15 protein-coding genes and 3 pseudogenes are annotated in these 12996 nt (G+C 60.8%); 4 read left to right on the top strand and 14 right to left on the bottom strand.

What is annotated here, in order from left to right; all coding sequences use genetic code 11:
• On the bottom strand, positions 1-515 hold a 515-nt coding region (locus L6637_RS41420), incomplete at its 3' end, for a DUF2840 domain-containing protein (protein WP_237874348.1).
• Positions 516-814: 299 nt separating this feature from the next.
• Between L6637_RS41420 and L6637_RS41415 the strand changes: the two genes are divergently transcribed.
• Positions 815-1318 (top strand): IS110 family transposase, encoded by a 504-nt coding sequence (locus L6637_RS41415; RefSeq protein ID WP_237874346.1) that lies wholly within the window; start codon positions 815-817, stop codon positions 1316-1318.
• 83 nt (positions 1319-1401) lie between these two features.
• Here L6637_RS41415 and L6637_RS41410 read toward each other — a convergent pair.
• The 5 genes and pseudogenes from L6637_RS41410 to L6637_RS41390 all read right to left on the bottom strand — a co-directional run.
• A pseudogene (locus L6637_RS41410) lies at positions 1402-2276 on the bottom strand (replication initiator protein A); the annotation flags it as partial.
• Between the two features lie 22 nt (positions 2277-2298).
• The gene (locus tag L6637_RS41405; protein WP_237874350.1) at positions 2299-2580 is read right to left on the bottom strand and encodes a helix-turn-helix transcriptional regulator; all 282 of its coding nucleotides are present in this window, start codon (positions 2578-2580) and stop codon (positions 2299-2301) included.
• Between the two features lie 129 nt (positions 2581-2709).
• Positions 2710-3108, bottom strand: coding sequence for a DUF2285 domain-containing protein (locus L6637_RS41400; protein ID WP_333909337.1), 399 nt, complete (start codon positions 3106-3108; stop codon positions 2710-2712).
• Positions 3109-3274: 166 nt separating this feature from the next.
• Positions 3275-3469: a transcriptional regulator domain-containing protein gene (locus L6637_RS41395; protein ID WP_237874343.1), complete on the bottom strand. Its 195-nt coding sequence runs from the start codon at positions 3467-3469 to the stop codon at positions 3275-3277.
• A gap of 168 nt (positions 3470-3637) precedes the next feature.
• Positions 3638-3907, bottom strand: a complete 270-nt coding sequence (locus tag L6637_RS41390) for a DUF2285 domain-containing protein (protein WP_237874342.1) — start codon at positions 3905-3907, stop codon at positions 3638-3640.
• Between the two features lie 233 nt (positions 3908-4140).
• Here L6637_RS41390 and L6637_RS41385 point away from each other — a divergent pair, with 233 nt between their 5' ends.
• On the top strand, positions 4141-4368 hold the full coding sequence (locus L6637_RS41385) for a helix-turn-helix domain-containing protein (RefSeq protein WP_237874341.1): 228 nt from the start codon (positions 4141-4143) through the stop codon (positions 4366-4368).
• A 144-nt stretch (positions 4369-4512) separates the two neighbouring features.
• Here the strand turns inward: L6637_RS41385 and L6637_RS41380 are convergent.
• Positions 4513-5707 (bottom strand): annotated as a pseudogene (locus L6637_RS41380) (DUF932 domain-containing protein).
• 366 nt (positions 5708-6073) lie between these two features.
• Complete coding sequence (locus L6637_RS41375) at positions 6074-6385, bottom strand: DUF736 domain-containing protein (RefSeq protein ID WP_237874340.1); 312 nt, start codon at positions 6383-6385, stop codon at positions 6074-6076.
• A gap of 261 nt (positions 6386-6646) precedes the next feature.
• On the opposite strand from L6637_RS41375, the gene L6637_RS41370 reads away from it, so the two are divergent.
• Entirely contained in the window at positions 6647-6826 is a 180-nt protein-coding gene (locus tag L6637_RS41370; protein ID WP_237874339.1) for a hypothetical protein, read from the top strand.
• A complete protein-coding gene (locus L6637_RS41365; RefSeq protein WP_237874338.1) occupies positions 6823-7209 on the top strand; it encodes a hypothetical protein in 387 nt (128 codons plus the stop codon). Before L6637_RS41370 ends, L6637_RS41365 begins: the two co-directional genes overlap by 4 nt.
• Here the strand turns inward: L6637_RS41365 and L6637_RS41360 are convergent.
• The 6 genes and pseudogenes from L6637_RS41360 to L6637_RS41335 all read right to left on the bottom strand — a co-directional run bounded on the left by L6637_RS41360 (position 7206) and on the right by L6637_RS41335 (position 12477).
• Positions 7206-8030, bottom strand: a complete 825-nt coding sequence (locus L6637_RS41360) for a nucleotidyl transferase AbiEii/AbiGii toxin family protein (protein WP_237874337.1) — start codon at positions 8028-8030, stop codon at positions 7206-7208. The two genes, L6637_RS41365 and L6637_RS41360, sit on opposite strands and share 4 nt — an antisense overlap.
• A 37-nt stretch (positions 8031-8067) precedes the next feature.
• Positions 8068-8715 (bottom strand): type IV toxin-antitoxin system AbiEi family antitoxin domain-containing protein, encoded by a 648-nt coding sequence (locus L6637_RS41355; RefSeq protein ID WP_237874335.1) that lies wholly within the window; start codon positions 8713-8715, stop codon positions 8068-8070.
• Between the two features lie 353 nt (positions 8716-9068).
• Positions 9069-9992, bottom strand: a complete 924-nt coding sequence (locus L6637_RS41350; protein WP_237874333.1) for a DUF2493 domain-containing protein — start codon at positions 9990-9992, stop codon at positions 9069-9071.
• 327 nt (positions 9993-10319) lie between these two features.
• On the bottom strand, positions 10320-11381 hold the full coding sequence (locus L6637_RS41345; RefSeq protein WP_237874331.1) for a DUF7146 domain-containing protein: 1062 nt from the start codon (positions 11379-11381) through the stop codon (positions 10320-10322).
• Between the two features lie 227 nt (positions 11382-11608).
• Positions 11609-12112, bottom strand: a pseudogene (locus tag L6637_RS41340) (hypothetical protein); the annotation flags it as partial.
• 182 nt (positions 12113-12294) lie between these two features.
• A complete protein-coding gene (locus L6637_RS41335) occupies positions 12295-12477 on the bottom strand; it encodes a hypothetical protein (RefSeq protein ID WP_237874330.1) in 183 nt (60 codons plus the stop codon).
• Positions 12478-12996 lie beyond the last annotated feature (519 nt).

Genomic DNA, 12996 nt, shown 5'->3' with positions numbered 1-12996 from the left:
CAGGGCGACAGCGAGCCCGCCTCGTGACCGAGCCGCCGCAAGCGGCCAAGATACGGCGCAAGCGCCGCCTTGATCGTTTCCGGATCGGTCACCACTGCAACCTCCAGCGCCACCTGGCCCTTGTCATCCACCACGCACACGGCCGTCTCGTCCAGGCGGTTATGAACACGATGCCAATGATCAGGCGCGACATCAGCTGGCTCGATGCCGAGTGCCTCAACGGCATCAGTCATTTGCAGCACACGCTCAACCTTCGGCCAGCCCGACAGGCGCAGCAAAATCTCTCCGCGGGGTGTCACATAAGGGACGGTCGAGCAGCGCTGTCCCGATGCGACCGCGCGCAAGATATCGATCCGCGAAATGATCGTGCCAAAGTCGTTGGAGGTCCATCGGACGAAGGCAAAGATGCTGCCGGGCGCAAATGACAGGACACGCCGATGACGATCAAGATTCCGTTCCTTGACGATACGACCGAACCGAATCCGGTTGTCGATACGCTTGTCGAGCCACAGCACTTCCACTTCCGTGAGATCACTCATGCCGCGGCTCCCAGACGCTGGAGTTGGCAGCCGTGAGTTTGGGGCTCGGCGAAGAGCGGGTGCGGCTTGCAAAGCCGAACAGGACTGGTGGCCTTCGGCTGCGAGTCAGCTTCAACGAGGTTTTCGGCCCGGTCCGTTAGAAGAAATCCGAAGGATTTCTTGTTAGCCGGGGTACTGACTCGTGTCCCCTCGCCGGCCGCGCTGCGGCGAGAATGCCTCACAACGATTCGCGAACGGGACGCGCGGTGCGGTCCGGCGGTCGGCGGTGGAGGCGCATGATGGACTTCTATGCAGGGCTCGACGTGTCGCTGGAGGCGACCAACATTTGCGTGGTGGACGGCGACGGCAAGATCATCCGGGAGGTGAAACTCGACACCGATCCGGACGCGATCGAGCTGTTTTTGGCGGAATGGGGCATTCACCTCAAGCGCGTCGGGCTGGAGGCGTTCTCCTACTCGGCCTGGCTGTTCACGGCGCTCGCCGAAAAGGGCCTCCCTGTGACCTGCATTGAGACCCGGCATGCCAAGGCGGCACTGAACGCGATGCTGAACAAGACCGATCGCAACGACGCCAAGGGCATCGCGCAAATGATGCGAACCGGCTGGTTCCGTGCGGTCCATGTCAAATCGGAGGGCGCGCAGACGCTGCGGGCGCTGCCGGTCGGACGCAAGGCGCTGCTCGGTAAGGTGCTGGATATGGAGAACATGATCCGCGGCCTGTTGCGCCCGTTTGGCCTCAAAGTTAGAGCGGCTGGAAACCGCGGAGAAACAAGCTCTTAAGCTCGATTCCGGTCCCCGATAGCACGAGGATCGGGTCCCCGATAGCACGAGGGTTGCGGTCCTCGATAGCACGAGCTGATTCGCAGGTTGTCCTTCGAATTTGGAATGAGACCGCGCCGGCGCAAGCGTGCCGTTAAGGGATCAACCAGCTTTAGCGCGAAGTTCAGTCGCTCGCTGCCGTTCGAATCACGCGTGAGCACGAGCTGATAGCCGGGCGATGTCTGGCGCTGAACGATCTGAAGTACGTCGTAGGCAATATGCTTGAGCGGCGAGAGGATGCCGGACTTGGCATGGAGGCAGAAGATCAAAGCTCCAGCCGCCGTCCTGGCGTCCACCGTGCTTGTGTACGAGCCGGTAGAGCCACCGCTCGAGTCCGCCCGTTAGATCGAAATAGGCGCGATCGATCGTCAGCACGAGCGCTTCATCGATGACGCCAGCGTAGAACCAATCCGGCAGAATCAGCTCCAGCCCAAGTGGGCGGCCATTTGCATCGGCCGTCTCCTTCCACTCGTTGATCCAGGAGAAGCGATGCCGCCGCCGTTCTGCCGGCTGGCGGATCGACGTCAACACGGTCGTTGACTGAAGTCTGTCGAGACCGGCTTTCAGCCGGTCATAGTTCCTCGCTGGTGCCACGGCCGACAAACGTTAGAATCTCATAAGGCGTTGCAGCCATCAGGCGCGACGTCTTCAAGCCAGCGTCGCGTGCTTCGACGATCTGGGATGCAGCCCAAATCAGAACGTCTGCATCCCAGATGGTTGCCATGCCGTGTTCCGGCACGGATTCGACACGAATTGAGATCGCACCTGCACGAAAGTCGATCGGCACGATCCGCTTGGTGTTTGCGAGTGAGAAGAACGGATATGCCATCAGATCCTGCGCGTCGCGGAGTGCAAGATCGCCGGGTTGCGCTCGAAAGAGCTCAAGCTGGTCGCGCTCGGAATGGTGTTTGCGCCGCATAGTCACTGCTTTCACGCGGCGATCAGCGACGTTCCTGGCCTGCATAGGGACGCAGGGCCGGATGCTTCTTGGCGGGCAGCACGGTCCCCTTGCCGGGATCCGATGTCGACGTCTTGGCGCCGCGGTCGGCACACGCTTTCAGGTCATCGACGGCGTAGACGACACGTCCGCCAATCTTCCGATATGTTGGTCCGGTGCCGTAGGTGCGGTGCTTCTCCAGCGTGCGACCGGAGAGGCCAAGGTAACGCGCGGCCTCAGGTGTACGCAGGAATCGCGGGGGTAGACCGGCCATCGGATCGGGTATTTGAGAACTCCAGGATGACAGCGCACCACGCACGGCGGCGCCAGCGCGTGAGCGGTCATCATGGAGAAGCAGGTTCTCCGAGGGGTATGCCGAATATTGAGGGGGCGATATTCGCCCCCCTGGACGGCGCTACTCGTCCCTGCGTTTGGGCCGCAGAAGTTTGCGATAGCCTCCGCGCACAAACTCGAGGCCGCATTGTACGAGACGGATGGTTCGGCTGCGCAGATCGTGCGTTTTCCAGGCGCGATCCGGTATGCGCTTTTGCCCGAACAGAGCCGCTGCGATACTGCGATAGGCCGCGCCGGCGTGGTACGCGGCGGCCGCGCGTAATCGTTCGCGCCGCTGTTTAAACAACCGATGAAAGGCGGGTCCTGGAACGCGTCCATTCATCGCGCGCCACAGCCGGGTAGCAGCGTGCGCGCGCGCCTCGAAGTCGCGGTCTAAGCGCAACTCGGCTACATAGTGAGCGCCTGCGTTCAAGGGCTGTTTCGACCAGATGCGATGCTCGACCGAGCCGACGCGCAGCACCGCGTGCCAGCCGTCGACGGCGCGGCACACCTGTCCGGCTGTAAAGTCGAGAAGTGGCTGAGACGCTGACTTGCTAGAATCAGCCGGGGCGGTTGCCACTGGAACGACGGATGCTAGAACCTCAGGCGTCCAAAAGATCGCCTGTTCTTTGGAGGACCTTTGCGGGTCATGGGCGAAAGCAGATGCCCCACCTCCTCCTGAATTCCTCGGTCACTTCGCCGTTTGGGCTGTTCGCAATCATCGTTTCGTAATCCCATTGGTAGTCAACGTTCATACGAAGGCCTTCCCAGGCGATGTGAGTGATCTCAGCGTTCCCCAGGCCCTTGGACGAATCCGGCGATCGCCAGTCGAATTCAGGCATTGCTTCCGTCCCATTGCACGCAGCTAACAAGGATTGCGGCGCAATAGTTATGAACGAGGCGGTTGTAGGAAGCCCCTAGTTTGGCACCACGTGGTGCATGAGAATGACCACCAGTCAGCGGGAGAAAATAGTTTTGGCTGCAGGTCTCTAGGCGACGATTTTCTTCTATTATGAGCCGGCGCCGCGCAAAAGACGCCCCTGCTCGGTCACCCATTTGGCGCGTGCAAGATGACTCTCATATGCCGTCCGCGCACGTTCCGGCTCTCGCTCCGGATCGACGTGTAAGACGATTCGAGCGACCTCCCGCCAGTCCGCCCCCTGACCCTCCGCCTGCAGAAGGCGAATGTACGTGACGACATGCTGTTCGTCATAGGCCGTCAGCGCCGGCTCGTTCGGCGCGACATCCGCGACGTCAGGATCAAGCGGTGGCGTCGACATCAGTGACTACAATATACGCGGGATCGAAAATCATATCGCCGGGCGTGAGCCTTCTCGGCTCGAACAGTTCCCTGTCGTAGCATATGGCATGCCACCTGCCCGGCCGAGCGTTCAAGAAGCCGCGTTTCCCACATTTCAGGCAATCGAAACCCTCCGTCCGTGACGCTCAGCATCCGAGCTCCGCGTATTATAACACGTAGCGCCAAAATACGCGATTGCCTCCTATCCTACGGATGGATATTCGCAAGGCCTTTGGAGCGAACGCGCGTCGATTTCGACTAGCCCTTGGCTTGAGCCAAGAGGCCGTGGCAGAACGCATGGGCGTCGATCGGGCCTTTGTAAGCAGCATGGAGCGAGGGCTGCAAAACGCGACATTGCTCACCGTCTGGCAGATCGCCCAAGCGTTGGAGGTTCGGCCTGCAGATCTACTTGAGGAGAAAGTGTCCAAGGTTCGATCTTGACCTTTCGCGAGCCGGGCCGGAGGCCCGGCGAGCGCCGGACGCGGATACGCGTCGCCGCCGCCGATCCGGCAAGCCGGATCGGCGGCGGCGCATCAGGCATTGAGCTAAGCCGCACGACCGTTCCCGATTGCGCGGCTCACAGTGTCAGATTGCACGCTCCATCAAGCGTTTTGCCTTGCTTTCCAGCTCAAGCCGCGTGTCCTGATGAGCCTTACCGCGAGCAAAAGCGGTGATGCCCTGCACGAAATCAAAGATGCTTTCCGGTTTGCGATCTTCTTCGCCCAAAACGGTTTCGATGATTTTCGCCGTCTCGGATTTGGAAAACCCGCCTTTGCGGAGGAAGGTCTCCCGGTCCTCGTCGGTCCGGGCAACGATCCGCTCCCGAGCCGCCCTGATCCCAGCCACGAATGGCGCGGGCGATGAATTTGCGAGGCTCGTCAGCGTAGGGGTCGCCTCATGCGCAAAAGGTTGTGCCGCGAATTTCGAATGCCGGATTGTGATTTGCTCGAAGTTCTCCACGCCCCACAGATTGCGGTTCATGCAGACGGCGCGAAGGTAGAAACTCGCAATACCAAGCGTCTTGCTACCCACTTCGCTGTTCCAGCAGTAAAATCCCCGAAAATACAAGTCCGGCGATCCATCCGCTAAGCGCCCCGCCTCGATTGGATTTGTGTCATCGACCAGAAACAGGAATACGTCGTGGTCGCTGGCGTAAAGCGTCGTCGTGTCCTTGGTCACGTCCACAAAGGGATTGTGGGTCATCGTGGACCAATCCAGCACGCCCGGCACCTTCCAACGCGTGTCTCCGGTGCCGTTGCCGGCGATCTTCATTACGGCGGCGACAAGCTCATGGTCCCAGATGCGACCATAGTCCGGGCCGGTGACGGCGCGAAGCTCAACCCGCCCGTTATCGGACTCCAAGGTCTTCACGAGCTCAGCGGTGCGAAAGCAAGCCATGTTGCAGGTTGATGCCTGACAGAGCCGCAGGAAATTGCCGCAGATAGGAGGTCGGCGCGCCGACCAGCGTGCGCAATTGGCCAAAGGTCCAATGGATTGGCGCAACCGGTTCGTCACGGCCAGGTACCCTTAAGTCCCGTCGCTCGGACTTGTTACTGTTGGCCGCTACCCGGATAGCCCGGCTTTCCACCGTCCGCGCCTGCGCGGGCTCGGCGCGGCCGCGCACGGCGTCATAGAGGTCAGGCAGGTTCAAATAACGTTCGTCATCCGGCCGCGAGAACCATTCCGACGATACACGGCCAATCCGCTGGCCGCGTGCTACATCGACGCGATAGCCGCCAGAAGCAGACTGCTGGCCTTGCGATAAATTCATCATGTTCATGGTCGTTCTCCTATGGGCTGAGGTTGAAGCGCAGCGCTGCGCTGCAACCCTGCCCGTCGGCGAGACCTGGGGTAGCAAGGGCAAGGGCGGCAGGACGCGGAGGGGGATCACCCGCCTGATAAGGGCGCTTGATAAGCGCGCGTCTGTACGCGCGCTGACGACTTTGGTCGTCGTGAACATCCCTGGCGCGGAAGACCGGGGATACGGTCCGGCCGGCACGCGCAGCGTGCTTCACCCTTGCCGGCGCGAGGGCGGAGCCCTTAGCGATTCATTTCCAAAAACAATGCTCTTCCTACTTCCGTGCAAAGCAGCAAAAAACGCAAAAAGCCCCGCCTCCGGAGAGGCGGGGCAGATGATCCGGATGGATCAATCGCCGTTGCGGCGGGACCAGATCAGGGTGAAACCCTCGTCGCCCTCGACTTTCACCAGCGACGCGTAGATCGGCGCCGGGAAGCTCGGATCATCGAGTTTGACCGAGAGGTATTCGCGATCGGTTTCGCGAGCGATCTTTTTCCAGGCGGCGCCGAACTCGATCACACCGGCGAAGATGCGGTAGTCGGGCGCCTTGTCGTTGTCCTTCTCGGATGCGGCAAACCTTGCCTTGATGTTCAGCGTCAGCGTCTTGATCGAGCCGATGTAGCCGTTGTCCGAAGCGGTGAAGGTGCCGATGGTAGCCATTGTGGTCTCCGTTTGTTGCTCGGGCCGCGCCTATCGCAGCCTCGATGGTGATCCTTGGCCCGGGGAGCGATCGGCCCGCAGCCTCCAGGCCCGCAGCGACAGCGGAGGACGGCGATAGCCTGCTTTTTTGTCTTCCGCGAGGAATGACGCCACTTCGCGGCAGGGGAAAAAAGCAGGCGCAGCCGTTGCGGGAAGGCGATCGAGGCGCTTGCCGACCCTCGGACCTGATCAGCCCATTCGAGGTTGCGTTGGACGCGCCCCATGAACGAACTGACGGAGATCACCATGGCGGGCCGAACCGACGCAGCACAAGGACATGCCTCAGTCGATCGAACAGCTGCTGGCGCCTGCGCAACAACGGCAAGAAAGACGCATCTTGGCAAACGCCAGCGCCGTCCGTCGCATTTCCGCGTGCCAGGTGCGGGAATGCAACTGAAGTGACCTTCGTCGATCAGCTTGCGATCGACGGCAGTTATCTCATGCGGTGTAATCCGCTTATCGCCACATTGCTCTTGCCATCGACGTACGACGGGCTTTCCAACTTCACAGCCAGCGACGGCAAGGCGCTATCGGCATCATCGAAGAGCGGCTCGATCGATCCTGCCGACGAGCCATTTAGTTTGACGTGGTGGCCATTGGTGATTGCGTCGAACCGCTTTGGCGACGCCCGCAGGATCATCCCATCTCAGGACAAGCGCGTGACCTTGCCATCCTTGTCTTTAGAGTCCGGACAGGCGCGAGGCCACCAGTGGTGGAAAGCAGTCTTGAGGGGGCTTGCCGTTAAGGCCGACGATGGTGGTCCTGCCGACCATGGCAGCTCCTAGTCTTTCAAGTTTCGCGCTTTTTCTGCGTGATGCATTAGAAAAGTCGCGAGCGTCACGATGACGCCATTTAGAGGACCGGGATCGACCGCGACGTCCTGGATGAAGGCAATCCATTGCTGGATCTTGGTCGGATCGCTCGCGAACGTCTCGCTGAGAGCGTCAGGCCGCTCAGAAGGAATCTGTGTCTTCCTACGGTCGAAAGTCGCGCATATCGCACGTGCGAAACGGCCGTCCTTGAACTCGTATGTACGGGAGAGCACCCAGATATCATAAAAGTCCTTCAATCGCGTATTGGCGAAGCCAAGATGGACCATCGCTTGGAATTTCTCAGCGATGACAGTCTCCGGCGAATAGGCTCGAAGTTTGGGGGCCGGTTGATCGAGCAACGGCAGAAGTTCGATTTCATTGAGGCCGGGCTCGGTCGCGTCGCCATAGCCGATATCGACGAGGATGCGCACGCGCGCGCCATCAATCGTCGCGTAGCATTTCAGGCGGAGCCCGCTATATCCTGAATCGTCGCGAACCGCGTCGACCTCAAGCGTTCCGGTATCGAACGTGACTCCATCGTCAGCGCAGATAGAACCAATTGCCTTGAAATAGCCAAGCGCGGTCTGCGGATCACTCTCGCCGAAACCAAGCAGGTCCAGGTCGCGCGTTGGCCGATGTGGATCATCGAGCCAGTGACGTAATAGCATTGCGCCTTTGAGAACGAACTTATCCTTGTACTTGCTGATGCTGAGCCGATAGAGCAGCCGCTCAAGCGCATATTGCGTAAGCAGGAGGTCAAATGGCTCGTTGCGCTCCTTCGAGAGATTCAGCAAGCGGGCGCGAACGGAAGCTCCGACATTCTACGGCGGTTTACGCATCAATGGTCAGCGTCTCAAGGCGCGGCTGAACGACTTTTTTCCATATGCCAGCCTCGACTGCATACTTTGCGATTTCGGAAGGTGTCGCCTTGCGTTGCCTAAGCGCGTCTTTCATCGCTTGCGTGGCTTGCGCAAGGCCTGCTGGCGCCTTGTGGAAAGCTCTCGGACGTTGGCCGCTCTTGAAGAGATCAACAATCGACTTGGCCGGCACGTAGATCGGTACCGAGACGCCTTCGATGATGTGACGCTCAATGCCCTTATCGAACTCCTTGGGGCCAAAACGCACGATCTCAATGCGGGGGCGCGAGATCTTGGGTCGCCAGTCGCGCGGGCCGATCGCCATCCACACATAGGGAGGGACATGGTCAGTTAGTTCATGAAAAGCGAGCGCGGAGCCGTAGCAGATGACGCCGTTGGGAATGAGCTTGGCGGCAACGGCGAGTGAGTGATTGGCGTCCAGCAGCGCATCAGGGAGTTGATAAAGCCCCCGACTGAGTTGATTGACCGCTGCCCTTTGCTCCATTCGGGAAATGGTTGCGGCCGTAATCCCTTCTTCGAGGAACTCTGAAAGCCGCATCATGCCCCTCTTCTGGAGAAGCGAGATCGCCCTATCCTCCTGACGCTGCGGTTCCTTTTTCATGGAACTCATATGATACAAAACCTTGCAAACGTCAAGTTTTTGGCAAGTAATTGGATCACACTTCAGATAAGGCGCTGAAATCAATAATATATCGGCTCCCGTCATGAATATCCGAATCGCTCGCTGAGGATTGCATGGTGCGCTTTCCAAGTAACTGGACCAGGCATCAAAATTTGAGATGGCGTTGCGCCGGTCTTGTGGCCCCCACGGCACAAACAACAATCACGTCACACCATTGGTGTCCCTGACCACGTAGCACTCGGAATTTGCATAAGTCATCGGCCGCTAGTAAGCGCCCCCTGGCTACTTCTATTCGCTCCAGAAGAGACTCAAAATATCCGAGGAGGCAGCGCTCACGCGCCACCGAACCTCCAGACGGGAATGCCGAGCCGCTTCGCCTTGTCCGCAAGGTTGTCCTGGATTCCCGTGCCCGGGAAGTGCATGACGCCGATCGGCAGAAGTTCGAGCATGGCATCGTTGCGCTTGAAGGGGGCTGCCTTGGCATGTTTGATCCAGTCAGGTTTGAAGGCGATCTGTGGCACCTTGCGGCTGGTCGCCCATTTGGAGGCGATCAGTTCGGCGCCTTTGGGCGAGCCGCCATGGAGCAGGACCATGTCGGGATGCTTGACGTGAACCTTGTCCAGGCGGTCCCAGATGAGGTGGTGGTCATTGAAGTCGAGCCCGCCGGTGAGTGCGATCTTCGGTCCTGACGGTAACAAGACCTCGGCCTCGGCGCGGCGCTTGGCTGCGATAAAGTCGCGAGAGTCGATCATCGCGGCAGTCAGCGTGTGGTGGTTCACTAGCGATCCTGATCGAGGGCGCCAGCACGATCCGGTGTGCATCTCGAAGCGTTCTATGGCCGTGTCGCGGAAGAGCTCCAGGCAGTTGCGGCGCTCGATGAGCGTGATGCCTTCGGCCGTCAGGCGTTCGAGTTCGACCGACCGTATTTCGGAACCGTTCTGCTCGCGCTGGCTCTTCTGCTGCGCCTGTTCGTTATCGTCGAGTTGGCGTTCGATACGGTCGACTCCGCGATGGAACAGGTTGACCGTCGACCAGAGTAGATCGCCTAGGTCCGGCTCGAGCCGCGTGTCGCTCAGTGTCGCAACCAGGGCGTCGAAGACATCGGCAACGGCGCCAACGATCATCTTGCCCTCGGGAAGCGGTCGTGGGTCAGGCTGGTCGTCGAAGGGGCGGTAGCCGAAGAGCTGCAGTTCGGTGAGGACGTGGTCAGTTGGAGAAGCGGCGCGCTGTGATTCCATGTCGTCGTGGTCGGTCATTGGAGGGATCCTTTGCCGGATCGGCCGCGCCCATCGCGGCCTTCGTGGCGATCACTCAAACGGCGGGCGGAGCGGGCTAGAACCTGCAAGGGCCGAAGCGACAGCGGAGGATGGCGGAGGCCGGCTATTTTGCTTCGCGATGCAAAGCGCGCCGGTTGATAGCCATTGCATCTGCTCATTGCGGGCGCGCGGCGGAAAATAGCCGGGGGTAGCCATTGCCGGCCCGGTCCGGTTGCCGACCGATCGCCCTCTAGAAGGCCGAGGTCGCGTCCCCTTCCGGCAATGGCCACCTTATGACCGATCTATCAACGTCGATCGAAGTACCGCCTATTCTAAGGCGACCGTCGACGCATGCAGGAAGCGGTCGACGTCCTCTGGTGCGAGTTGAGGCCGCAACGCTGCCCGGAGAGTCTCGAGACCGAAGATGTGCAGGTCTTCGTTGAAATCGCCCAGCCGGGGCGACAACGCGATTGCTTCAACGCCGGCGTATTCCGCTCGCTTGGTGAGAGCAGCCTGCGCGGCATCTCCGGCGGCATCGGCGTCGCGGGCGATATAGAGCCGACGCAGACTAGACGGCAGCAACATGGCTGAGAGGTGGTTGGCCGAGAGCGCCGCGGCCATGGGCAGAGTTGGCAGCACATAACGCAATGAAAGCACGGTCTCGATACCCTCGCCGGCAACGAGCACGTCGTCCACGACGCCGAAACGAACGGCGTTGCCGAGCAGCTCGCCCATGGCCCGTCGTGGTGTGTCGATCGGAGCCTTGCCGAGACGAATACGATCAAAGCCGTCTGGATCGAGCCAGGTTCGGTGCGCTCCGGTGATCCGCCCCTCAAGGTCCGTAACGCGAGCAATGATCGCCGGCCACGTCTCGATCGCCGAATGCTCGTCCGGCCGATAGTAGCAACGAGGGTGGAAGCGCAGGCTGCCACTATGGTGGACAAGGGTTATTCCTCGACACTGCAAATACGTTTCGACCACCGTATCCTCGATCGGGCTAGATATCGCAAAAAGCCGGCGGGCGGCTTGGCGCGATCCAGCGGGCGCCATCGAAGGAACGGGCTTGGGAGCCGTTTGTTGCTCGATACGCGGCAGCTTCAGGAAGCGCCTCGCCTCCTCGGCTGCCTCGCGGAAGTCGCGCAAGGCGAGGCTTTCGCGGATGATGTCGAGGAGGTCGCCATGTTCACCGGTCGCAGCATCGGTCCATTTGCCTGCGGGTCCCTTCGACGATTCCTGGAGCCGTACGAACATCGAGCGGCCCGGGTTGTTGTGAACATCGCCGACCACCCAGTACCGCCCCGCCCGCTTGCCGTGGGAGAGATAGTGTCGACATACCGCCTCCGCCTCGCGCGCGAGACGGCGTGCCAATTCGGAAGCCCTGCGAGACATCACGCGGCCTCCCGCTCACTGACGCGCGCGACCGGATAGATGTCGAGCACCCTTGTTGATATCCTGACGCCGCTTGCATCCGTGGCCACGAACATCAGCAGCTTCCAGGATATGATCTCTCCAAAGAGGCCGTTAGCGCGGAGGCGATCGCGCATCGCGTCGACGAATTCCGATAGCTCGATGCGGCATGCGCCCATCATCCGGATGCGGCGAAACGGGAGCCCTGTGGCGTAGACGGCGCCGTCGATCGCGGCAGAAAACACGACCCCTCCCCGCTCTTGGAGGCGAACAAAGGCCTCGTGCCACGCCGGGTTATCCAGCGCAAGACCCGCTCCAGCCATAGCGACAAGGCGCCCACCGTCGCAAAGACGCGGAAGTGAAGAGGCAATGTGCCGAAGAGCGGCATCCGCCGTCCGTCGATCGACATTAGCCACCGCGGAGAACGGCAGGTTCATCAGAACGACGCTTGGCGCGACGTTCGCGTCGAGATGATGATCGACCACCGCCTCGCAGATGTCATAGGCGGTCTTCCGGCTCCATGCGCCGGCCGCGTCCGAGGCGCCGAAAGCCGCTTCCACAGCGCTGCGCAGGTCGGCGGCATCGATGCGACAGCCGCGTTCGAGATCAGTCAAGATCTGTCGGACGGCCTTGAGGGCGGCAGAGACGAGAGTGGGAGCGGCACGCATTGAGAGCGGCGCGGCGACAGCGCCGCCTGCGAGAGATTCAGTCATGACGGGATTTCTCGGGAGAGCAGGAACGGGTCGAACCGCCCAGCGCTCTCCTTAAGACCAGGGCGATTCAAAACTCTCCCGGCCCAACTCTCTCTCTCAGCGCTCGCCCATAAACATGGAGACCGGCGCTACACACTGGCCCCCAAGCAACTGCGAGACGGCAGGAGCCATCCGTCGCTCTGTCACTCAGCCGCGTCGAGCTGTTGCGGGCCATAGTCGCCGGCGTTCTCCCGATCCTCATCGTCGGCGCGGAATTCGGGCAGCGCGCCGGCTTCGCCCCTCTGCTCCAATGGCGCTGCATTGGGATCGACAAGATGCGGCGGCCGGCCTGCACTATCGAGAAGACGCTCGGCCTTCTTGGGCATATCAGCCTTTTCCAAGTGGTCGATCAGTTGCGCAGAAGATTCGCCTCTTGCTTCCAGCACAAGGACCCGCGAGCCTCTCCTGGAGCCCATAGCGCATCACGGCAAAACCTGCCCGATATTCTCACACTCAACTTAGAAGCGAAAGAGTACGGAAAATGCGATCCGCCTGCCCTCCGCCCGATTCTTTGAGAGGCCTCAGGCCGCGGCCAGATCAGGCGTGCGCCATTGGCGCATCGCCCTGAAACAATGGCACCCGGAGAGCGTGAGCATAGCGACCCGAAGGGGCACGCGGGTCCGAGTGCAGCGATGAGACCGGTTAAGAGGGCACCCGGGAACGGGGCAGTGATAGCGATCGCCGCAGGCGGGCCCCTTTTCCGAGTGCCCCCGGCGAAGAGCTCCGCGAGTCCTTGCGCGAGGGATCAACGCCGGATGGCCGAGACGCTGTCGCGCGCCATGGAAAACTGCCCCCTCGGCGTCATGAGGAATTGCCCCCTCCTTGGATAGCCGAGGAGAGAGCGA

This window comes from Bradyrhizobium zhengyangense (assembly GCF_022012435.1).
Lineage (GTDB): Bacteria > Pseudomonadota > Alphaproteobacteria > Rhizobiales > Xanthobacteraceae > Bradyrhizobium > Bradyrhizobium zhengyangense.
This window is presented reverse-complemented; position numbering and strand designations above follow the sequence as displayed.